Origin of the sequence: Rhodococcus sp. AD45-ID (assembly GCF_003023755.1) — a bacterium.
In the GTDB taxonomy this organism is placed as follows: Bacteria; Actinomycetota; Actinomycetes; order Mycobacteriales; family Mycobacteriaceae; genus Rhodococcus_F; species Rhodococcus_F globerula.
Window position 1 is genome coordinate 422517 of record NZ_PYHL01000003.1, and the last position, 21822, is coordinate 444338.

Genomic DNA, 21822 nt, shown 5'->3' on the forward strand with positions numbered 1-21822 from the left:
AGAGTGATCACGGCGTAGCGGGCGATTCTGAGACACATGACGACAGAAGCCATGCAGACCGTGGGCGCCACGGACGCTGGGGGACGTTCCACGACGGCGGTAGTGCTGGACGTGGTGGTCCCGGTGTACAACGAGGAAGCCGGCCTCGCCACGTGCGTTCGGCGGTTGCGCCACCACCTACGAACCCACGTTCCCTATCCGGCGCGGATAACGATCGCCGACAACGCCAGTGTCGACGGAACATTGGCAATCGGACACTCTCTCGCCGAGGAATTCGACGACGTCCGAGTTGTGCACCTGGACGAGAAGGGGCGGGGTCGGGCGCTGCGGCAGGTATGGAGTGCGTCCGACGCCGACATTGTCGCGTACATGGACGTGGATCTCTCCACCGATCTCAATGCATTGATGCCGCTGATCGCACCGTTGGTGTCCGGGCATTCGGATATCGCGATCGGATCCCGGTTGGCACGTTCGTCGCGGGTCGTTCGCGGCCCCAAACGTGAGTTCATCTCACGCAGTTACAACCTCATTCTGCGCAGCGCACTGCACGCCCGGTTCTCCGACGCCCAGTGCGGATTCAAGGCGATGCGCCTCGATGTTGCGCGCCAACTGCTTCCGTTGGTTGAGGACACAGGATGGTTCTTCGACACGGAACTGCTCGTATTGGCCGAGCGGTCCGGGATGCGAATCCACGAGGTACCGGTGGACTGGGTCGATGACCCCGACAGCCGAGTCGACATCGTTGCCACCGCAGTTGCCGATATCAAAGGAGTAGTGCGCGTGGGCCGAGCACTGTCGAGCGGATCTCTGCCGCTGGCGGACCTTCGGGCAAGCTTCGGACGGGAGCCGCTGGTTCCCGGTGTGCCACGCGGGATGGTCGGGCAGTTGGCCAGGTTCGCCGTTGTCGGTGTCGTCTCGACCCTGGCCTACGCACTCCTGTACCTCGCACTGCACTCGGTGATGGGTGCCCAGTGGGCAAACGCAGTTGCACTGCTGGTGACTGCGGTCTTCAACACCACGGCCAATCGTGCCTTCACCTTCGGTATCCGAGGTTCGGAAGGTTCCGGGCGCCATCAGGCACAGGGTCTGCTGGTATTCGCGTTCGGGCTCCTTCTCACCAGTGGATCGTTGTTCGTGCTGCATTCCGCGGCCCCTGACGCATCCAAACATATCGAGCTGGCCGTCCTGGTCATCGCCAATCTTGTTGCCACAGTGAGTCGATTTGTTGCACTTCGCTGGGTATTCCGTTCCGCACAACCTGTAGGAGTTACTCGATGACCGCCACTGTTGAACAGGAGAGTGTCGTCGCGCCGCTTCCCGAACCGCCACGTTCCGTGCGCTGGGAGCCGTGGGCTTTGGGTGCGCTTCTTGTGGGTACCGGTGTTGCCTACATCTGGGGGTTGGGAGCTTCCGGTTGGGCGAACTCGTTCTATGCCGCTGCGGTGCAAGCTGGTTCGGTGTCGTGGAAGGCTTTCTTCTTCGGCTCTTCGGACGCGGCCAACGCGATTACCGTCGACAAGCCGCCGATGTCGCTGTGGCTCATGTCGTTGTCCGTGCGCATCTTCGGGCTCAGTTCGTGGGCGATGTTGGTGCCGCAGGCGTTGCTCGGCGTAGGTTCGGTCGCGCTGCTGTGGGCTACCGTTCGCCGGTACTTCGGCGCCGCCGCCGGACTCCTCGCTGGGCTGGTTCTGGCGCTCACTCCTGTTGCCGCACTGATGTTCCGGCTCAACAACCCCGACGCGATGCTGGTTCTCCTCATGATCGCGGCAGTATGGGCGATGATGAGAGCCGTCGAAGACGGCCGAACCCGATGGCTCGTGCTGGTCGGTGTGTTCTGCGGTTTCGGCTTCCTGACCAAGCAGTTGCAAGTCATGCTTGTCGTCCCGCCGCTGGCTCTGACATACCTGATCGCGGGTCCTCCGAAGTTGGGCAAGCGGGTTCTGCAACTGTTTGCCGCACTCGGCGGTCTGATCGCTTCCGCCGGTTGGTGGTTGGCGATCGTGGAACTGTGGCCGGCTGATTCGCGTCCGTGGATCGGCGGTTCGCAGAACAACTCCATTCTCGAATTGACGCTCGGCTACAACGGATTGGGCCGATTGAGCGGCAACGAGACCGGCAGCGTCGGCGGGGGTGGAGCGGCACCGGGTGGCGCAGGCGGCGGTGGCGGAATGTGGGGTACCACTGGCATCACGCGGCTGTTCGAATCAGCCCAGGGCGGCCAGATAGCCTGGCTGATTCCGGCAGCACTCATTTTGCTTGTTGCCGGAATCGTAGTGCGGGGTAAGGCACCTCGTGTCGACACGCAGCGCGCGTCGTTCATCGTGTGGGGTCTCTGGTTGCTGGTAACCGGACTGACCTTCAGCTTCATGGCCGGAATTTTCCACGCCTACTACACGGTCGCGCTGGCCCCGGCGATTGCCGCGCTGGTCGGATCGGGCTCCGTGCTCTTGTGGCGTCGCCGCGAAACTGTGTGGGTTCGTATCGTCCTGGCTGTTTCACTGGCGGCAACTGTGGCGATGGCATGGGTATTGCTGGGACGCACACCGTCGTTTGTCCCGTGGCTGCGGTGGACCATTCTTGCGGTCGGCATTGTTGCCGCGGCGGCGATGCTGATTCCCGCGATCACTCGGGGACGACTGGCAGTAGCGGTGGTACTCGCGGCGCTGTTCACGGGACTCGCCGGGCCGAGCGCCTATGCGATCGACACGATCAACACTCCGCACACCGGTTCGATAGTCTCCGCCGGCCCCGGTGTTCAAGGTGGAATGGGTGGACCGGGTGGTGGTCGCGGGGGATTTGGTGGAGCAGGCGACGGTGGCACCCGACCTACTGGCGGCGCGGGCGCCACCCGATCTACTGGCGGCGCGGGCGCCGCAATGGGCACACCGCCCACCGGGATGAGTCAGGCCCCAGGTGCCGGCGCAACCCCGGGAGCTGCTGTCACGCCGGGGACTGCAATGGACGGCGCTCGAGGTGGCATGGGCGGTTCGGCGGGTGGACTCCTGCGGGGCAGCACCCCCGGTGCGGCTGTGGTGGAGAAGCTCGAGGAGAACGCCGACCAGTTCACCTGGGTAGCGGCGGCAATCGGGTCGAACAGTGCGTCTGGATACCAACTCGCGACGGAGTCTCCGGTCATGGCGATCGGCGGCTTCAACGGTAGCGATCCGTCGCCGACGCTCGAGCAGTTCCAGCAGTACGTGGCGGACGGGAAGATTCACTTCTTCATCGCAGGCGGCGGAATGGGTGGCGGTATGAACGCCGAAGGAACGGCCACCGCGATCTCGACATGGGTGACCGAGAACTTCACGGCGACCACAGTGGATGGAGTGACCCTCTACGACCTAACGGTCTGACACGCACCGTCGGCAGGGTCGCGCAGTCCGGTCAACCCGATCGGACTGCGCGACCTTGTTCTGTCTTGAGTACCGGGAACCCCCAGGTGGCACACGCTGCGAGACGCACCGGTGTGGGGCCGTAGTCTGTTCACGTGCGCGTACTCGTAATCGGCTCCGGAGCCCGTGAACATGCCCTCCTTCTCTCTCTTGCTCGCGATCCAGGTGTCACGGCCCTGATCTGCGCGCCCGGTAATGCCGGTATCGCCAAGATCGCCGAGCAACACCCGGTCGACGTCGCGTCGGGCGAGGCTGTCACTGCGTTGGCGAAAAAGGTCGAGGCAGACCTCGTTGTCATCGGTCCTGAGGTTCCGCTGGTACTCGGTGTCGCCGATGCGGTGCGAGCAGCCGGTATCGCCTGCTTCGGGCCTTCTGCCGACGCAGCCCGCATCGAAGGTTCCAAGGCTTTTGCCAAGGACGTCATGGCTGTTGCCGGTGTCAAGACCGCTCACAGTGAGATCGTCGACAATCCCGCCAAGCTCGACGAGGCCCTCGATCGTTTCGGCCCCAACTGGGTGGTCAAGGACGACGGACTGGCCGCTGGCAAGGGCGTCGTAGTTACGACCGACCGCGGCGCAGCGCGTGACCACGCTGCCGAACTGCTCGAGAGTGGCCACCCGGTCTTGCTCGAATCATTCCTCGACGGACCCGAGGTGTCGCTCTTCTGCCTCGTCGACGGAGAGACGGTTGTTCCATTGCTGCCCGCGCAGGATCACAAGCGCGTCGGCGACGGTGACAGCGGACCCAACACCGGCGGCATGGGTGCGTACACCCCGTTGCCGTGGTTGCCGGACGCGATGGTCACGCAGATCGTCGACGACGTCGTGAAGCCTGTCGCCGCGGAGTTGGTTGCACGGGGCAGCGGTTTCACCGGCCTCCTCTACGCCGGCCTCGCGATGGGTGTCAACGGACCGGCCGTGGTCGAGTTCAACTGCCGATTCGGTGACCCGGAAACGCAGGCAGTTCTGGCGCTGCTCGAAACGCCGCTGGGCGGATTGCTCAACGCCGCGTCCACCGGCACGCTTGATTCCGTTGGTCCGTTGCAGTGGCGCGACGGCAGTGCCGTCACAGTCGTGATTGCCGCAGAGAACTACCCGGCGACGCCGCGCACAGGTGACGTGATCACCGGAGCGGACGCCGAGGGCGTTCTCCATGCCGGCACAAAAAAGCGTGACGACGGCGCCGTGGTGTCGGCCGGAGGTCGTGTGCTGAGTGTTGTCGGAGTGGGTAAGGATCTTGCCGAAGCACGCGACGACGCCTACGCGAAGATTGCACTCGTGAAGCTTCCCGGTGGGCATTTCCGAACCGATATCGGCCTCGGTGCCGTCGAGGGGCGTATCGCTCTTCCCTGATCCACATCGTCCTTAAGTGACCGGTGAACCGTGTGTTCACCGGTCACTTTTGTTTGAAATGAACGACTGCTCGATGTTACCGACGGGTATTGCTCATCGGAGTTGTTCGGGAACGGTATATCTCTGCGCGGGGGCCAACCGAACAAGAAGGAGTCACTTGAGCATTCGAGCTGGATCCAAGGACCGATACACGCGTACCACTTCCGGGCTGACGCGTAGAAACTTCCTTGCCGCAACAGGATTAGCTGTAGGCGCTGCCGCATTGTCTTCGTCATGGACGACGGCAGCGGCCTCGCCCCGACGGGCGCTGAGTGACGGTGACCGCGTTCCGGCCCTGGTGATAGGTAGTGGCTACGGCGGAGCAGTCGCAGCACTGCGATTGACGCAGGCCGGTATCGACACGCACATGGTCGAGATGGGCCGATCCTGGACCACCCCGGGATCCGACGGTAAGATCTTCTGCCCGACGCTCTCGCCGGATGGTCGTTCTTTCTGGCTCAGAGATCGCACAGTGCAACCGGTTTCGCACTTCTCGGGCGGTTCGATCGACAAGAACATCAGCCGATACGTCGGCGTTCTCGACGCCGAGGACTTCGGTGGGATCAAGGTCTACCAGGGTCGCGGGGTGGGCGGCGGATCGCTTGTCAACGGCGGAATGGCGGTGACGCCGAAGCGCAACTACTTCGAGGAAATCCTTCCCGGTGTCGATTCCGAAGAGATGTACTCGACCTACTTCCCGCGGGCCAACGCTGCGCTGGGTGTGAACAATATCGATCCTGCCTGGTTCGAGTCGACCGAGTATTACGCATTCGCGAGAACCGGCCGGAAGACCGCCGAGAGATCGGGTTACACAACAACATTCGTTCCCAACGTCTACGACTTCAACTACATGAAGCAGGAGGCTTCGGGGGCGGTTGCCAAGTCCGCCCTGGCGTCCGAGGTCATTTTCGGAAACAACGCGGGCAAGAAGTCCCTCGACAAGACCTACCTCGCAGCGGCGTCGGCAACCGGACGCCTGACGATTTCCGCACTGCACGTCGTGACCAGTGTGTCGCCGGCAGCAACCGGCGGTGGCTATCAGGTAGTGATGAACCAGATCAACGAGCAGGGAAACACCGTCGGAACCAAGACGGTTGTCGCCGACAAGGTGTTCTTTGCAGCCGGCAGCATCGGAACCAGCAAGTTGCTCGTCTCGATGAAAGCACAAGGGCAACTGGCGAACCTACCGGGAGCCGTCGGCCAGGAATGGGGCCACAACGGCAACGTGATGGTGGCCCGCGCCAACCACATGTGGGACGCGACAGGGGCAAAGCAAGCGTCGATACCGGTGATGGGTATCGACAACTGGGCAGATTCCACAGCACCCGTGTTCGCGGAGATTGCACCGTTCCCGGCCGGGACCGAGCTATGGGTGAGCCTGTACCTGGCAATTGCCAAGAATCCCGAACGTGCGCAATTCCAGTTCAACTCCACCACCGGCAAGGTTGGACTGAATTGGCAACGCTCCCAGAATCAACCGTCGATCACCATGGCCAAGAAGGTGTTCGACAAGATCAACAAGAAGGAAGGCACTATCTATCGCACCGATCTTTTCGGTCCGGTCCAGACGTGGGGCGATCAACTGACCTACCACCCGCTCGGCGGGTGCGTGCTGGGTAAGGCGACCGACAATTACGGCCGGCTTCCCGAGTATCCGGGCCTCTATGTCATGGACGGCTCTCTGGTGCCCGGTAACGTCGGTGTGAATCCGTTTGTCACCATTACCGCTCTGGCGGAACGGAATATCGAAAACATCATCGCGAACGACATGCACTAGCTCAGCAGCAATGTGTGCACCGGGGCATGTTTCTGCCCCGGTGCACACATTGGTTTTTCAGGCTGCTGTTGGTGGTGTGTTCCCGGGAACGGGAACTTGATACGGATCCACGGACATTGGCGGATAGAACCGGGTTTTTCGGTCGTCTCCGATATCCACGCGCCACTCGGTGTGATGCATCATCCGATGGTGGTGACCGCACAGCAAGATCAAATTATCGAGATCCGTGGGGCCGTCATCGAGCCAGCGGATCAGATGGTGGGCATCGCACCAGCCCGGTGGAGTGCCGCAACCGGGGAAGGCACATCCGCCGTCCCGAACCGTCAAGGCCCGCCGCTGCGGGACACTGGCAAGTCGCGCTTTCATACCGTGATTGAGCGGAACACCATTGCTATCGAGAAGGATTCGGGTGCCCTCGCAGTCGCAGGCCAGCATGCGGGCGGTGTCGAGACTGATGGGGCCGGCCCAGTTGGTGATCGCGTACCCGAGCTCTTCAGTAGAGGGCAGCATGTCTTTGAGGGCCTGAAGATCGGTCATGTCTTTTGCGGTGGCGGTGACCGTCAGGTGCGGTTTCACGCCGCCTTCGACGGGACCGAGGTCCGCGGCTTCGTAGCGGCGCAGCATTTCGCAGAACCCGTCGGCGCGTCGAAGTGCCGGGGTGCGTTCGTCTTTCACACCGTCCTTCTCCGGCGTGGGCGCCGAGAGGGCAGACAGTAGTGCGATGAGACGGGCACCGTTGACGGCGTCGAGGTCACCTTTCACGCTGACTCGCCCGTACAAACCGCGGGAGGCGTAGAACTCGTTGAGCTCGGAGTCTTCACCGGCAGGTACGCCGTCGGCGCGGTTGCCGTACTGCTTCTGGATCCGCCGGATCGCGGCGCGGACGGAATCGCAGTCGGTGACCTTTTTCGAGGCGAGGGTCAGGAGGATGTCGCGGGCTTTCTCGACGTCGGCGAGGCTCATGTTCTTGGGCGGGTGCTGGCAGAAGTGGGCGACCTGACGCGCTTTCAACGCGTCGATGTCACCGTCGTGAAAAGATTGTCCGACAACAGGTTCGAGCATGAACAACCGCGCCAGGCCCACCAACTGGCTGCATTCACCGATCTCGAGGTTGGTGGACAGGTGCAGCCACTGCGCGATTGCCCGGAATCCTTTGCCGCCGAGGGTGTCGCGGGTGAACATCTCGGTGATCATCACAACCATGCGGGACTGCATCTCGTGTCGGGCGCGAGCGAGGTCGAGAACCTCGGTCTTGAGGCCCTCGCCGTCGTATTGCCACGCTTCCTGACTGTCCATGAACTAATTTTAGTCGAACATAATTTCGATTCCTAGGGGAATATCGGACAGGTTTGACGGAGATTTGATCGAAAACCATGTATTTGCACTGCTATTCAGCTCTTCGGCGGGAATCGATAAGTTCAAAAGCTTGATCGGACAATGTTGTCGGTGAATCCGCGAGCGAATCAACCCCCGTGAAACGGAGTCACCAATACGCAGGGCACGGCGCGGGTGCTCTCCGAGTCCAAGGCGTTGAGCACGTGCCCTGTCGCAACCCGTGATGCCGCAATGGCAAGATGGTCCGAGAAGTCCAGCGAACATTCATCCTGCACAAAGATATTCGTAGCATTAGGAGCCTCGGCATATCCACTGGTGTACGGGATCACCAGTTGGTCGTACCGGGTCATGATGTTGGTGTACGTCACGCTTGGCGCGTAGAGGCCTGCATAACTCCCTGCGTCACTCGCCCACAGTTTCGCCAGGAAATCTGACGCCGGAAGCCCTTGTGGGCAACCAGCGCAGAACGGAATCAAAGTCCGTGCGTCGTCGGGGGCCAGATCAAGGATCCACTGGCCGTCGCCGTTCGGACCAGTACCCAGAGTTCCCCTCCAGGCTGGACCCAGTGATACAAATTTATCCACAACGTGCGCTCCGCCAAAGTATTTGACGTAATAGTTGCCAACGAGGGTGCCCTCGGAAACGCCAACAATGCTGACCTTCTGCGCGCCTGTGGCAGTGCGAACACGCTCGACGAATTCCCCAACCTCTGCGGCGCTGTCCTCGAGTCGTCCCAGGCCGCCCACCGAATCGAACGGCGCCGGTAGGCTCGCGTTTTCCCCGAACGTCGGCGCAAAAACGCAGTATCCCTCGTTGGCTAGCAACGGTGAGATTGTGGTGAACATATTGAACCGGTTGGCACCCAATCCGTGTAGAAGAACCACAGGCTCTGGATGTGCGGCCGAAGGTACACAGTTCCAATCATTCGAGCCCGCCGCGGATCCGTATGGATCGCGGACCGAGTCCTGAACGAAGAGGTCATAGGGAACGGGATACTGAGGCTCAGCTGTCGCAGTGGCACGGGATGAGCCGATCAGTAGTGCCAGGCCAGCCACCACAACCAGCATGGATCGAAACGCCGACATGCTCACCTCCGGCAATAGCGGACAATTGAATTCACGCTAACTGCCTTTGGTTGACAATGCGGAGGAATGATCAATACGTCTGGGTTATGGAATGACCTTGGTTTCTATGGGGTACGTGGCGTTTGCGACCCTCGCGTCATCGGTAACGGTGGCGGGGGAGGGTCTGTCGTGTCGATGTCGTCCGGCGCGAGACGCGACAGTTCTCCGGCGATACGTTATTGATGGCCGCCGCGTAGCCCGTCGAGCATCAGGTCGAACACCGCGGAAGCGCGGCTGTCGAGCTCGACGGCGTCGATCCCGAGGTCGCGGGCGATACTCTCACGAAATATGCCGTATCCGAGATACGTTGCAGCACTGAGCGCGTGCATCACATCGCCGTCCGCGTCGGCAGGGAGTTCGCCCGTCTTCTTGTCCCGTTCGAGCGCAATACGAGTGGCGTCGAGACCCGGGAAGATCTGAAAGTCAGGATCCTCGTCGAGGGCGAGGAGCGCCTCGAGCTTGACGAAATCGCGCTTGGACAGGGCGATCTGCCACATGGCCCGGCGACGGTCTGCAAATGGTTGGTCCCAGTGCGTTTTCGGGTCCGGGCGATTGCCTTCGAGTAGTCGCATAATCGCGGCGCGCAGCAGTCCTCGGCGGGTGCCGAAGTAGTGATAGATCTGCCCGTGGTTGACCCCGGCCTCTTTAGCGACCTCGCGCAGCGTGATTCCTGCCAGAACGCCATCGCGCTTGAGCAGTCGCAGCACTGCGTCGATCAGCTCGTTCTCGGTTTCTTCTCTGGTGCCTCGTGGGCGCCGGATGGGGGTCGAAGCATCTCTTTCGGACATGTTCTCCATGCTCCCAGCCTTCCTCGAAGCGTTCACGAGCACCGCTTGCCGTGACTCACTTCACAAGATACAGTCCACACCTACCAAACGTTAATAACGAACCGTTAATAGGTGGAACATGACCGAAACTGCGCTACCCCTCAAGGGAATCCGCGTCCTGGATATGGCAACGGTCCTGGCTGCGCCAGTGACCGCCACGTACCTCGGCGACTTCGGCGCCGAGGTCGTCAAGATCGAGGAACCCGGCACAGGTGACTTCATTCGTGGAGGCGGCGAGAGTAATTCCCTGCGATCACTGCAGTGGGTGCAAGAAGGACGAAACAAGAAATCGGTGACCGTCGACCTGCGCACCGAGCGGGGGCGTCAGCTGATCCGTGGGATGCTCCCGCATTTCGACGTGATCGTGACGAACTACCGTCCCCCCACACTGGAAAAGTGGGGATTGAGTCCCGAGACGATGGCCGAGATCAACCCCCGCGCCATCATTGTGTGCATCACCGGCTACGGCCTGACCGGGCCATATCGCGACCGGGGCGCATTCGATCGCATCGCGAGCGCATTCTCCGGACTGACCTACGTCACCGGAGAACCCGAGCGAGAACCGGTGCGGTCCGGCTACTCGGTGATCGATTACATGTCCGCATATCTCGCCGCGTTCGCCGCCGTAACCGCCCTGTATCACCGCGACCAGCACGGTGGCCCCGGACAGATCATCGACCTAGGCCTGTACGAAGCAGGGTTCCGCGCGTGCGAGAACGCACTGCTGACCTACGGCGCTGAAGGACATGTACGTGAACGCGCCGGCAACCGCAATCTCGGCATCGTGCCGGCCAGTGACTTCGACACGGCCGACGGTCGCCGCATATCACTGCACGCCGGCACCGACGCCCTCTTTCGCAAGTTCGCCACGGTGATCGGCCAACCCCACCTCGCGACCGATCGACGGTTTGCCACGAGAGCGGACCGAGTCGCGAACCAACAGCACTTGTATCCGATCATCGCCGAATGGGTCGCTGGCCAGACTGCCGACGGCGCAGTCAAGTTACTCAGCGACGCTGATGTGCCTGCGGCGCCGCTCATGAGCATCGCCGATATCGCGTCCGACCCGCACTATCGCGAACGCGGCACCATCGTGACCGTCGACGACATCGAATACGGCGAGCTGCCGATGGCCGCTCCCTTTCCCAAAATGAGCGCCACCCCGGGCACGATTCGCACTCTGGGGCCAGGCCTCGGGGAACACACCGACGAGATTCTGGCCCAGCTTCTACACCTGGACGACAGTGAGCTCGCTGGCTTGCGCGCCGACGGAGTCATCTGACGTCTGCGTCGAATTCTCGTAACCCACTGCCTTACAAGCTTATTCGATCACCGAAATGAACGACGCACAGAAAGTTGGTTCGATGTCCCCCATCTCCACCGTCCCTGACACCCTGAGGGTGATCAATCCGGCCACCGAGGAGGTTGCAGCCGAGCTCACAATTGACGGCGCGGACGAATGCGCTGCCGCCGTCGACCGCGCAACCGAGGCGCAGCGGGTGTGGGCTGCGATGGCCGGTGAACAGCGCAGCGAGCTGTTGTGGCGCTGGGCCCAACTGGTCGAGGACGACTGCGCCGAGCTCGGACGGCTCGATACCGAGGACACCGGCAAAGTGCTCTCCGATGCACGTGCTCAGGCCCGCCGTGGCGCCCGCCACGCCCGGTACTGGGCAGGCAAGGCAGACAAGCTTGTCGGTCAGCAGTTCGGCGATGTGCCCGGCCAGTTCTCCTACACGCGGCTCGAGGCCCTCGGTACCTATGTGGTGGTGCTGCCGTGGAACGCGCCGGCTCATTCGTTCATGGCGCGGGCCTGTCCACCTCTTGCCTGCGGTAACTCCGTCATTGTCAAGCCGTCAGAGCTCTCCCCGCGCTCAGCGATCCGGTTGGCCGAACTTGCCGTACAGGCGGGCATACCGACCGGCGTTCTCCAGGTGGTCGTCGGAGGCGGCGCCACCGGCGGCGCCCTGTGCTCGCACCCGGACGTGGCCGGGATTTCGTTCACAGGGTCCGTCCCGACCGGACAGCACATCGCCCGCGCGGCCGCCGATACATTCAAAAAGCTCACCCTCGAGATGGGCGGAAAATCGCCGATCATCGTATTCGACGACGCAGACCTCGACTCGGCTGCTCGCGCAACGGTCCTCGGCATCTTGAACAACGCAGGCCAGGTGTGCGCCGCCGGCAGTCGGCTCCTCGTCCATGCTTCTATCGCGAAGGATTTCGTGGCAGAAGTGGCCGCGCGTATGAGCAAGGTGCGTGTCGGTGATCCACTCGATCCGCAAACACAGGTCGGCCCCGTCGTCAGCAGCGGTCAGCACGAAAAGATCCTCGGATTCCTGGATACCGCGCGCAGCGAAGGAGCGCGGATCGTGCTCGGCGGCGGCCGGGTGACAACACAGCAACGTGGGTTCTACATCGCCCCGACGCTGGTCGACCAAGTCGACCCTGCGATGACAGTCGCGAGCGAAGAGATCTTCGGTCCGGTGCTCAGCGTGCTGACCTTCGAGACCGAGGCGCAGGCACTCGAACTCGCGAACGCCACAGAATTCGGGCTCTCGTCCTATGTGTGGACCCGCGACCTGGGTCGGATGATCCGGATGAGCGAGGGAATCGAAGCCGGTGTCGTGCACGGTAATTCGAATCTCATGCTGGACTCGGGGTTGCCGTTCGGCGGTTTCAAACAGAGCGGTCTCGGTGGCGCCTATGGCGATGACGCGGTCTCCGGCTGCACCCGAACAAAACGCGTCACGCTTCGCATCGCCAATACCCCCCTGCCCGGGCCGTGGCCGGGAATCTGACGTCATCCCTCCCACCCCAACTTTGGAGACCACTCATGCCAATGAACACCCGCATCATCGTCCAAGACGCGACCGACGGCCCCCTCGCTCTACGCGAGGTGACGCTGCCCGACCCCGGCCCGCATGACGTTCTCGTGCAGATCCATGCCACCGGCGTGTGCCAAAGCCAGCTGTTCTGGATGCACGCCGATCACGCCGAACCGATGTTGTTCGGACATGAGGGGTACGGCACCGTCCTCGCAACCGGATCCGCCGTCACCCACATCGCGGTCGGCGAGGCCGCGATGATCACGTGGGTGCCCCGCGCGGACGACCGCATTCCCACCCGCGCTTCGATCGATCTTCCCGACGGACGCACAGCTCACTCACCCAACGTCTACACCTGGGCCGAACACGCACTGGTCGACGAACTGTATGTAATGCCGTTACCTCCCGAATCACGTGAGGACGTCGTCTCGGTTGTCGGCTGTGCGGTTGTCACCGGTGCGGGCGCCCTCTGCAATGCTGCTCCCGTCGAGCCCGGCAACACGGTCGCGGTGTTCGGCGCCGGTGGAGTCGGCCTGTCCGCCGTCGCCGCTGCATCGATCCGTGGCGCGTCACGCATCGTTGCAGTCGATCTCGATGCCGAAAAGCTCGCCTTCGCCAAACAATTCGGAGCCACCGACACCATCGATGCCTCGGTGACGGACAACCCCGCCGCAGCTATCGTCGAACTGACGGGAGGGGTCGACATCGCCGTGGACTGCGTCGGGCTCACCTCGACCACCGTGCAAGCTCTCGACAGTGTGCGCGCCGGTCGAGTCGGCGGTCGGCGAGGTGGCACGGTAGTCCTCGTCGGACTCCCCAAGGGCCTCACCGAACTCAACCTCGCCGGTCTCATCGGCGGTCAGAAGCAACTTGTCGGAACCACCGCAGGCGGCTGCGGCCAAGACGACATCGGGACGTTCCTCGACTGGCACACCGAAGGCCTGCTCGATCTCAACACGCTCGTCACCAACCGCTACACCCTCGAGGACATCGACCGAGCTGTCAGCGACCTCGCAGCCGGCAGAGTTCTCGGCCGCGCAATAGTCACGATGTGACGGGCGTTCAGAACCAGGTGTCATCACCGCCAAATTCCCTGTCGCTCCGCGACTTTCGAAAAGAAGGTTAGAAAAAGATGAGACGACCGTCTCTTGCACGTGCAGGCACCATGTTCACTGCGTTGGCAGCTACCGTGGTGCTGCTTTCCGGATGTGCCGCTACCACTGATTCGGCGACCGATGCGTCCGGTGTGACGTCCGGCCTGGTCGGCGAACAACCAGACGGCGGCGAACCTACCTCCGGTGGCACGCTGTCCTATGCCACGCTCTCCGGAATCAGCAGCCTGGACCCGGTCAACCGCCAGGACAGCGGGGCAACCGGAGGTAGTGAGATGGCCGCCATCTACGACCTGTTGATTCGCTACGACACGGACGCCAAGGAATACAAGCCCCAGTTGGCGCAGTCTCTGGCAGTGAATGGCGACAACACCGTCTGGACATTGAAGCTGCGACCCGATGCGAAATTCAGCGACGGTACCCCTCTCGATGCGGACGCGGTGCAATGGAGCATCAATCGCTACCTGGAGAAGAACGGTCTGCAGACACAGGTATGGAAGGCTTCCGTCGCAGACATGACATCACCGGACCCGGCGACGGTGGTCTTCACCCTGAAGCAGCCCTGGAACGAGTTCCCGATCATGTTCACCACCGGACCGGGCATGATCGTCGCGCCCTCGTCCATGGCGACCGGGACGTTCACCCCTGTCGGTGCAGGGCCGTTCACCGTGGAAAAGTTTGCATCCCAGGAAGAATTGGTTCTCGCGGCGAGTTCGACTTACTGGAACGGACAACCTCGCCTGGCGAAGTTGCGCTTCCCGGTTATCCAGGGCGAACAAGCCAAACTCGAAGCGCTCCACAGTGGCGGCATCGACGCAGCGTACGTTCGACGATCAGAGGCCGTCCACAACGCACTGGCTGCCGGCGACATCGGCTACATCCACACCGTCAGTCTGGGAACCATCGGTCTGATCAACCAGCGAGAGGGCCGCGCAGCATCCGACGAGCGAGTGCGCAAGGCGATCGTTGCCGCGATCAACCCCGCCGTCTACAACGAGCGGGCCGAGGACGGCTACGGCATGCCCGGTAGCGACATGTTCCAGTCGTGGTCCCAGTGGCACGGCACGGTTGCAGCTGCCGGCTACGATCCCGAAGCCGCGAAGAAATACCTCGCCGAGGCCAAAGCCGACGGCTTCGACGGCAAGCTCACTTACGTCGGATCGAACAGTGCCGAGACCCAGCGAAATGCCCTCGCCTACCAGTCCATGTTGCAGGCCGTCGGGTTCACCGTCGAAATCTCTTACAGCCCAAGCATTACCGACCTGGTCAAGAGACTGTATGCCGACCACGACTTCGATGTCGCTCACGGGGGATTCAGTGTTCTCGAGGAGTCGCCGTTCGTGAGAATGTACGGCAATTTCCACAGCGAGTCCCCGTCGAACGTACTCGGCTACAAGAACGCGGAGATGGACCAGCTGCTCGCCCAACTGCAGACTGCGCCCAACGACGCCGACCGACTCGCCGTTCTCGAGAAGGTCCAAACCCTCGTCAACGACACGGCGCCCTTGGCCACTATCGGTGCCGGTAAGGTCCTCGTCACGTGGAGAAAGAACGTGCACGAGATCACGCCGAGCGCGGACGGAATCATGCTCTTCGGGAACGCCTGGCTCGCTGCCGATTCCGGGTCGTGAGCATGCCGCCACTTCACCCTTGACCCGCAGTCCGTCGGTTGCCCCCGGACAGGGAACGCCTGAAAGACACACCGCAAGAAATGAACTGGTTCCTGATTGGGATTATCCGAATAGGAACCTGAGCGGCAAGAGCTTGGACCCGGTGTTGCATCGGGTCCAAGCCTCTGGGGCGGTGCCTGAACCTGCTGGTGGCGCATCGTCGACATGATTCTTCATGCCGTGTTCACAACGTGCGATATTCCGCAGCAGCAATTCTCGGGTCCGCCGAAGTCGACGGTGTGAGGGCGTCGTGTTTCGGGCGTGATCGGTTGTCGAGATACCGGAACGCCGCGCCGCCGATCGTGACAGCGAAAGTCGCAAGAGTTGCGCCGGCAACAACATCGGTGAGCCAGTGCACGCCCAGGTACAACCGAGTGAGCGCCACGACAAGAGTGACAACGACAGCCACGAGCATCAACAGCCGTTTGACTGAAGGTGTGTGCTGCATCGCAACAAGTAGAACAACGATGCCGATCAATGCCCCAGTGCCCGTTACATGTCCGGAGGGAAAGGAATGATCGGTCTCGAGGAGAACCTGAGAAGCTGTCGGGGGTCGCTCGCGAGCGACTACGGCCTTCATCACGGTGCTCGCCACCGCGGCCGAACCGACGGTGCCGACTACGACGATCCCGGGAATCACCGAGCGGGCCTGCCACGAAAGAACGGCGCCGGCTCCGATCCCGAGAATTGCTGTCGCAACTGGACTTCCGAGATCGGTCACGGCCACTGCAATCTGGTTGAGTCCGTGGCTTCGATGCGCGATCATCCATTCCGTCACAGGGCCGTCGAATCGGGACAACCACCCGTTGTGCATCACGGCAACGGAGAGGGTTACCAGAGCGACGATCAATCCGGTTGCGCGAATGACGCTCGATCGCAGCGTCGACGCCTGGTAGATCGAACCGAAAGCGAACAGAGCGGAAGCCAAGACGACAGCAGTCACAGCAATTTCTGCGCTGGAGCTTTCGGTCAGCACTTCGGTGACCGCGGTTCGCACGGCCGAGACGGTTGCAGGCATAGCCCGAAGTCTGCCGAGACGATGCTGAAGAAACGCTGAATGCACATTCGGTAACAGTGCGGGATCTGGTCTACTGGTTTCGGTATCGACGGAAATGGAGCCTGTGGTGCGAGTGCTGGTGGTCGAGGACGAGGTGCGCCTGGCTGAGACGATTCGGCGGGGGCTAGTGGCCGAAGGCTTTGTGACCACTGTCGAACACAATGGTGACGACGGGTTTGTCACTGCGTGTAGCAACGAGTTCGACGTGATAGTTCTCGACATCATGCTCCCTGGGAAACACGGATACGACATTGTGCGTGACCTGCGCGCGCGTGCGGTCTGGACTCCGATCCTCATGTTGTCGGCGAAAGACGGGGAATACGACCTGGCCGACGCATTCGACCTCGGCGCCGACGACTACCTGGTCAAACCTTTTTCCTTTGTCGTGCTTCTCGCGCGCCTGCGCGCTCTGGTACGGCGCGGTGCTCCACAACGCCCGACGGTACTGACCGTTGGCGACCTTGCGCTCGATCCAGCTCGCCACCAAGTGAGCCGGGGTGCAACCGAATTGACGCTCACGCCACGCGAGTACAGCGTTCTCGAATTCCTGATGCGTAACAGCGGAGTTGTCGTGACGAAGCGCGAGATCGTCAGATCCGTCTGGGATATCAATTACGAAGGCGACGAAAACATCGTCGAGGTCTACATCGGATACTTGCGTAAGAAGGTTGACGTACCGTTCGGGAAACACAGTATCGAGACGGTGCGAGGTGTCGGGTACCGATTTGTGAGCGAATCGGACTGAAGGTCAGTCTTCGGTCTTCGGGATCACAATCTCGAATCTACTTCCACCACCGAACCTTTCACTCATTGTGATAGTTCCACCATGCGCGGCGGTGATATCCGACGCGATGGCCAATCCCAGGCCGGTGCCGCCACCCTGCCGCGAGCGCGGGGAATCGAGCCTGACGAACCGGTCGAATATTCGCAGACGTTCGGCCTCGGGTATGCCCGGTCCGTCGTCCTCGATCACGATGTGTGCGCCGTCCTTGCTGTGGAAGCAGTGCAGCCACACCTGCGACCCAGCATGTCTGATGGCATTGTCGACGAGGTTGCGCACCAACCGGGTCAGCGAACGTGGGTCACCGCTGACTCGAACCGGCGCAATCTCCACTGTCACTGTGAGGCTCGAGATCCCGGCGATTCGGGTCTTTTCGGTGAGAAGGATGTCATCCAAATCGACATCGACTACGGCCCATGGGTGTTCGGCGTTGCTCTCGTCGGAACGGGCAAGTGTCAGAAGGTCGTCGATGAGTTGGCGCATTCGACGGGCCTCGGGCAGCAATGCATCTTCGATCAAGGCATCGTCGAGTAGTTCGGGGCGTCGATGTGCAAGTTCGAGAGCAGTTGTGATGGTGGACAACGGGCTTCGAAGTTCGTGGGAGGCGTCGCTGACAAACCGTTGCTGTGCTTGTGCGCCTTCGTCGAGGCGGGCCAACATGTCGTTCATTGTCCTTGCGAGGCGGGCAATCTCGTCGTTTCCCGACGGAACTGGCACTCGTTCGCCGCGGCTTCCGCTCGAGATCGACGCCACCCTGGATCGAATACGTTCCACGGGGGCCAGTGCTGAACCCACGAGGCGGTACGTCGCGAAAGCGGCCAACCCGAGAACAAACGGTCCCACCACCGCCAAAAGTATTGCCACAGCGGTCACTACGGATTCGACGGGTTCTCGGTCCGCCCCGACAAAGACGGTGACAGGCCCGGTAGGTGTCGCGACGCCGCGGCCGATAAGCCAGTAGTCGCCGTTGTCGTCCACTTCGACGCGACCGAGCGACGCAGCGTCTCCGGGTTCGAGCGTCTTTTGGGAAAGTCGTTGGTTTCCGGTACCGGGGGACTGCACCAGAACTCGATGATCCGGACCGACGATCTGAACGATCCCGACCTGGCTGTCCGTCGAGAGCAAGGACGGATCGAGATCGGCTGCGCTTTCCGCTGTGAGTTCCTGTACGAGTTGAGTGGCGCGAGTGTCCGCGGTGTCCTGCGCCGACAGTTGAAGCGAGTGTGCGAGAAGAAGTATGAGCGCGCACCCCGCTGCTACCAGGCAGAACGCTATGACCAGCGTCGACGCCACAGTCGAGCGGATACGAACACTCCACTGTGAGGGATGGAGAATCGACGACGCGAAGTTCATGCCGTCCAGTCTCGCCCAGGGAAGGAAGTATGCAAGATCCTTCTCAGCATCCTTTCAACTGAGGATCACTTATCGTGTGGTGTCGTTGGTGTCCGATAGTCGGGGGATTGCAATGGGAAACGTGCCAAGTGGTTCGCAAGACCTTCGTGTGGTCGGTGAGATTCAGGTGGACGAAGACGGCTTCTTCGCGTTGGTGAACGCTTCGACCTACGAGGGTTTTGTGGACGAGGACTGGAGCCTGCCGCAACTGTTGGAGCATTTTGCGGCCGCGCGTCGGCTCGCGTCGGCATTTGTTGTATTCGTGGGCCCGGAGGCCGATGGCACAGAGGTGAATGTCAGGCTCGGTCACCCGAAACGTGTTCCCGACGACGGCGCATCTGCCCGGATCGATGTTACCGATGGAGTGCTTTTTGTCCCGTCGTTCACGGATCTGACGATGGCGGCCCAGTTCGCGGACAGCGCCGTCGTCGAGCATCCGGAGCGCACCACTCAGGTACACGTTCCGGGTGGAACTTACGAGATCCTTGCTTGGCGAACTGGGGAGTCGTTGCATGTCTCGCTGGAGCGGGTGGGTGAGCAGCATCTTGCTGTACCGACAGATCAGTGGGATGGCACGGTTGCGTGGTTTTCCGCACAACTCGGAAATTAGCTTGATTGAATCGAAAAATGTTTTAGGAGAGAGTGATTCGTCGCTAGGTTTCGAGGTGGCGTAGGGAGCTGTCGAGCGTGCTCATGAGTTGGGCAAGCCTGTTCTTCCCTATCGGGGCAGTCGGGTATCGCCCGAGGACGTCGACCAGCACAGAGGTCGCGCGATCGCAGGTCGACTTTATGGACTGTGCTGCGGCGGCTTCATCGCCGCCCGCCTCGAGTTCGGCTACTCGGGCGGCACACGCCGCCGCTCGCAAGATGTGGCCGACTTGCGTCGCTCTCGCGATGGGGTGCAGGTAGGCAGCAGCTGCGGCGTCACCGCAGGCCCGTGCCGCGAGCTGCCCGGCCTCGCTCGTGATCTCCTGTGCAGCCCGGTGTGCATCGAGGGCGGCGACGCGCTGCAAGATCGTTCTCGGCGCTCCGTCGGCGAAAGCCCGTGCGGCGTCGAGTGCAGCTCGCGGGCGTGGGTCGTCGGGTGCTTCGGCCTCGAAATAGGGCAGTAGCTGCTGAGCGCTTTCGGTGGCGAAGCTTGCGACTGTGCGTAACTCGTCTGCCGTCAATGGGAAGTCGCTGTGTGCCTGTGTCATCGCTTCGATTCTCTCAGGTGGCTTTCCGGACCGTAATGCTACTGATCGAGAACCCGCTGACACCCGATTGCCTGTACCGACTACCGTCGAGGTGTGCGCTCAGAATCTCGTCGATCGAACATCCAGACTTTCCACGTCATGGACGTGTGGAAAGCCGCCACCGAACGTCAGCGGACTCATGGTGACGTCCTGACGCTGGCGGCCGGCCAGCCGTCGACGCCCGCGCCCACCCCGGTGCTGGCCGCAACGCGCGAGATCCTCGGCACAGAACTGTTGGGATACACCGAGACGTTCGGCATTCTTCCGCTTCGTGAGGCCATCGCCCGGTACCACGCGCAGAGTTCGGGAATCACCGTCGACGCCGATGACGTCGTTGTCACCACCGGATCTTCGGGTGCATTCACCTTGCTGTTCCTGGCGGCGTTCGACGAGGGCGATACCGTCGTCGTGGCGCGTCCAGGCTACCCGGCCTACCGCAATACGCTTGCGGCGCTGGGATGTAACGTCGTGGAACTCGATTGTGGCCCAGCTACCAGGTACCAGCCGACCGTCGAGATGCTCGACGCGCTGCCGACGCCGCCGGCCGGACTGATCGTTGCCAGCCCCGCCAACCCGACGGGTACCGTCATCGCACCCGAAGAGCTTGCCGCGCTGGCGAAGTGGTGCGACAAGAACGGAACATTGCTGATTTCCGACGAGATCTATCACGGCATCGGCTACGGAGACCAGCAGACGTCGAGTGCCTGGGAAACGTCCCGCGAATCCGTGGTCATCGGCTCGGTGTCCAAGTACTTCTCCATGACCGGGTGGCGTCTCGGCTGGATGCTGGTGCCCACTTACCTGCGTCGCCCGCTACAGAGACTGGCGTCGAACATGACCGTGTGCCCGCCCGCAATTTCGCAGTACGCCGCAATCGAAGCGTTCTCGGCGGAAGCGAAGATCGAGCTGGACGGCCACGTCGAGCGGTACGCGCTCAACCGTGAACTTCTGCTGACAGGCCTGCCGAAACTCGGCATCACCGAACTTGCTCCTGCGGACGGCGCTTTCTACGTGTACGCCGATATCGGACATCTGTGCGGCGACGAGGGCGCAACTGCCTGGTGCTCGCGGTTGCTGACAGATACCGGAGTCGCGCTTGCGCCGGGAATCGACTTCGACACGGTGCACGGAGATCGGATGGTTCGCCTCTCGTTTGCCGGTGCCACTGCGGATATCGAAGAGGCGCTGCGACGCCTCGAAACGTGGCTCACGTAACAATCAACAGGACGTTCGGGCTGTTTTCCGGTGCCGACACTGCTGAAACTGGCACGATGGAAACGTGTCGGGAGCCGCAACACCCAAGGGAGCAAAACGTCGCCAAGCGTTGGTGGCGTCTGCTGCTGAACTTTTGCTGGAAGGTGGATTCGACGCGGTTCGTCATCGCGCGGTCGCTACCAGGGCCGGTCTTCCGCTGGCCTCGACAACCTATTACTTCGACTCGCTCGACGATCTCATTGCGTGTGCCGTCGAGTTGAACGGTAATGCCGACATGGATGCGGTTCGGGCCCGTGTTGCGGCGGTGACTCAGCGTCGCCGGGGCCCGGAGTCCACCGTCGACCTGCTGGTGGAGGTTCTGCTCGGCGAAGACGAGAAGCGGCCGGAGAGCCGAGAACGATTGATCGCGCGGTACGAGAGATTTGTGGCGTGCGCCCGCCACCCGGCACTGCGTGAAGTCCAGTTGCGATTGCGCGCGCAACTGGACGAGGCGCTCACCGAGGCGTTGGCACGGTCGGGTCGCACCAGCTCGGAAGGGCAGTTGCGACGCCTTGTTGCGATGGTCGACGGCGCCATGATCTCGGCCCTGGGGGAGTACGACCCCGATCCACGTGGATTGGCGCGCGGAATGCTCCTCGAATCCATCGACGTGATGGCCCCACCTGCGTAGGGGTAACAGCACTGTTCAC

18 protein-coding genes are annotated in these 21822 nt (G+C 61.9%); 12 read left to right on the forward strand and 6 right to left on the reverse strand.

Annotated features, from left to right (window positions below; translation table 11 throughout):
* The first annotated feature begins 36 nt into the window (after positions 1–36).
* From C7T36_RS26060 to C7T36_RS26075, 4 genes are all read left to right on the forward strand, one after another.
* Positions 37–1278: a bifunctional glycosyltransferase family 2/GtrA family protein gene (locus C7T36_RS26060; RefSeq protein ID WP_045068734.1), complete on the forward strand. Its 1242-nt coding sequence runs from the start codon at positions 37–39 to the stop codon at positions 1276–1278.
* Complete coding sequence (locus tag C7T36_RS26065; RefSeq protein WP_045068737.1) at positions 1275–3353, forward strand: glycosyltransferase family 39 protein; 2079 nt, start codon at positions 1275–1277, stop codon at positions 3351–3353. The genes C7T36_RS26060 and C7T36_RS26065 overlap by 4 nt, the downstream gene beginning before the upstream one ends.
* 134 nt (positions 3354–3487) lie before the next feature.
* Positions 3488–4744 carry a phosphoribosylamine--glycine ligase gene (gene purD / locus C7T36_RS26070; protein ID WP_045068740.1) on the forward strand — a complete coding sequence of 419 codons (1257 nt, stop codon included), beginning with the start codon at positions 3488–3490 and terminating at the stop codon, positions 4742–4744.
* A gap of 157 nt (positions 4745–4901) precedes the next feature.
* Positions 4902–6560, forward strand: coding sequence for a GMC oxidoreductase (locus C7T36_RS26075; protein ID WP_045068742.1), 1659 nt, complete (start codon positions 4902–4904; stop codon positions 6558–6560).
* A gap of 57 nt (positions 6561–6617) precedes the next feature.
* Here C7T36_RS26075 and C7T36_RS26080 read toward each other — a convergent pair whose 3' ends face one another.
* From C7T36_RS26080 to C7T36_RS26090, 3 genes are all read right to left on the reverse strand, one after another.
* Positions 6618–7856, reverse strand: coding sequence for an HNH endonuclease signature motif containing protein (locus C7T36_RS26080; RefSeq protein ID WP_045068744.1), 1239 nt, complete (start codon positions 7854–7856; stop codon positions 6618–6620).
* Positions 7857–8023: 167 nt separating this feature from the next.
* Complete coding sequence (locus C7T36_RS26085; RefSeq protein WP_308811203.1) at positions 8024–8779, reverse strand: alpha/beta fold hydrolase; 756 nt, start codon at positions 8777–8779, stop codon at positions 8024–8026.
* 416 nt (positions 8780–9195) lie between these two features.
* Complete coding sequence (locus tag C7T36_RS26090) at positions 9196–9807, reverse strand: TetR/AcrR family transcriptional regulator (RefSeq protein WP_162487754.1); 612 nt, start codon at positions 9805–9807, stop codon at positions 9196–9198.
* Between the two features lie 118 nt (positions 9808–9925).
* On the opposite strand from C7T36_RS26090, the gene C7T36_RS26095 reads away from it, so the two are divergent.
* From C7T36_RS26095 to C7T36_RS26110, 4 genes are all read left to right on the forward strand, one after another.
* Positions 9926–11128, forward strand: a complete 1203-nt coding sequence (locus C7T36_RS26095) for a CaiB/BaiF CoA-transferase family protein (protein WP_045068747.1) — start codon at positions 9926–9928, stop codon at positions 11126–11128.
* A 55-nt stretch (positions 11129–11183) separates the two neighbouring features.
* Entirely contained in the window at positions 11184–12644 is a 1461-nt protein-coding gene (locus C7T36_RS26100; RefSeq protein WP_052683580.1) for an aldehyde dehydrogenase, read from the forward strand.
* A gap of 35 nt (positions 12645–12679) precedes the next feature.
* On the forward strand, positions 12680–13726 hold the full coding sequence (locus C7T36_RS26105; RefSeq protein WP_045068750.1) for a zinc-binding dehydrogenase: 1047 nt from the start codon (positions 12680–12682) through the stop codon (positions 13724–13726).
* Positions 13727–13803: 77 nt separating this feature from the next.
* Positions 13804–15414 (forward strand): ABC transporter substrate-binding protein, encoded by a 1611-nt coding sequence (locus tag C7T36_RS26110; RefSeq protein WP_045068753.1) that lies wholly within the window; start codon positions 13804–13806, stop codon positions 15412–15414.
* A 223-nt stretch (positions 15415–15637) separates the two neighbouring features.
* Here C7T36_RS26110 and C7T36_RS26115 read toward each other — a convergent pair whose 3' ends face one another.
* Entirely contained in the window at positions 15638–16471 is an 834-nt protein-coding gene (locus C7T36_RS26115; RefSeq protein ID WP_084702964.1) for a phosphatase PAP2 family protein, read from the reverse strand.
* 106 nt (positions 16472–16577) lie between these two features.
* On the opposite strand from C7T36_RS26115, the gene C7T36_RS26120 reads away from it, so the two are divergent.
* Positions 16578–17255: a response regulator transcription factor gene (locus C7T36_RS26120; protein ID WP_033234324.1), complete on the forward strand. Its 678-nt coding sequence runs from the start codon at positions 16578–16580 to the stop codon at positions 17253–17255.
* 3 nt (positions 17256–17258) lie between these two features.
* On the opposite strand, the gene C7T36_RS26125 is transcribed toward C7T36_RS26120, so the two are convergent.
* Positions 17259–18644, reverse strand: a complete 1386-nt coding sequence (locus C7T36_RS26125) for a cell wall metabolism sensor histidine kinase WalK (protein WP_045068756.1) — start codon at positions 18642–18644, stop codon at positions 17259–17261.
* Positions 18645–18756: 112 nt separating this feature from the next.
* On the opposite strand from C7T36_RS26125, the gene C7T36_RS26130 reads away from it, so the two are divergent.
* The gene (locus tag C7T36_RS26130) at positions 18757–19293 is read left to right on the forward strand and encodes a hypothetical protein (RefSeq protein ID WP_045068758.1); all 537 of its coding nucleotides are present in this window, start codon (positions 18757–18759) and stop codon (positions 19291–19293) included.
* A gap of 43 nt (positions 19294–19336) precedes the next feature.
* On the opposite strand, the gene C7T36_RS26135 is transcribed toward C7T36_RS26130, so the two are convergent.
* Positions 19337–19879: a putative immunity protein gene (locus tag C7T36_RS26135; protein ID WP_045068760.1), complete on the reverse strand. Its 543-nt coding sequence runs from the start codon at positions 19877–19879 to the stop codon at positions 19337–19339.
* 93 nt (positions 19880–19972) lie between these two features.
* Between C7T36_RS26135 and C7T36_RS26140 the strand changes: the two genes are divergently transcribed.
* Together C7T36_RS26140 and C7T36_RS26145 are read left to right on the forward strand one after the other, a co-directional pair.
* Complete coding sequence (locus C7T36_RS26140; protein ID WP_033233918.1) at positions 19973–21133, forward strand: pyridoxal phosphate-dependent aminotransferase; 1161 nt, start codon at positions 19973–19975, stop codon at positions 21131–21133.
* A gap of 64 nt (positions 21134–21197) precedes the next feature.
* Positions 21198–21803, forward strand: coding sequence for a TetR/AcrR family transcriptional regulator (locus C7T36_RS26145; protein WP_033233919.1), 606 nt, complete (start codon positions 21198–21200; stop codon positions 21801–21803).
* The last annotated feature ends 19 nt before the right edge of the window (positions 21804–21822 follow it).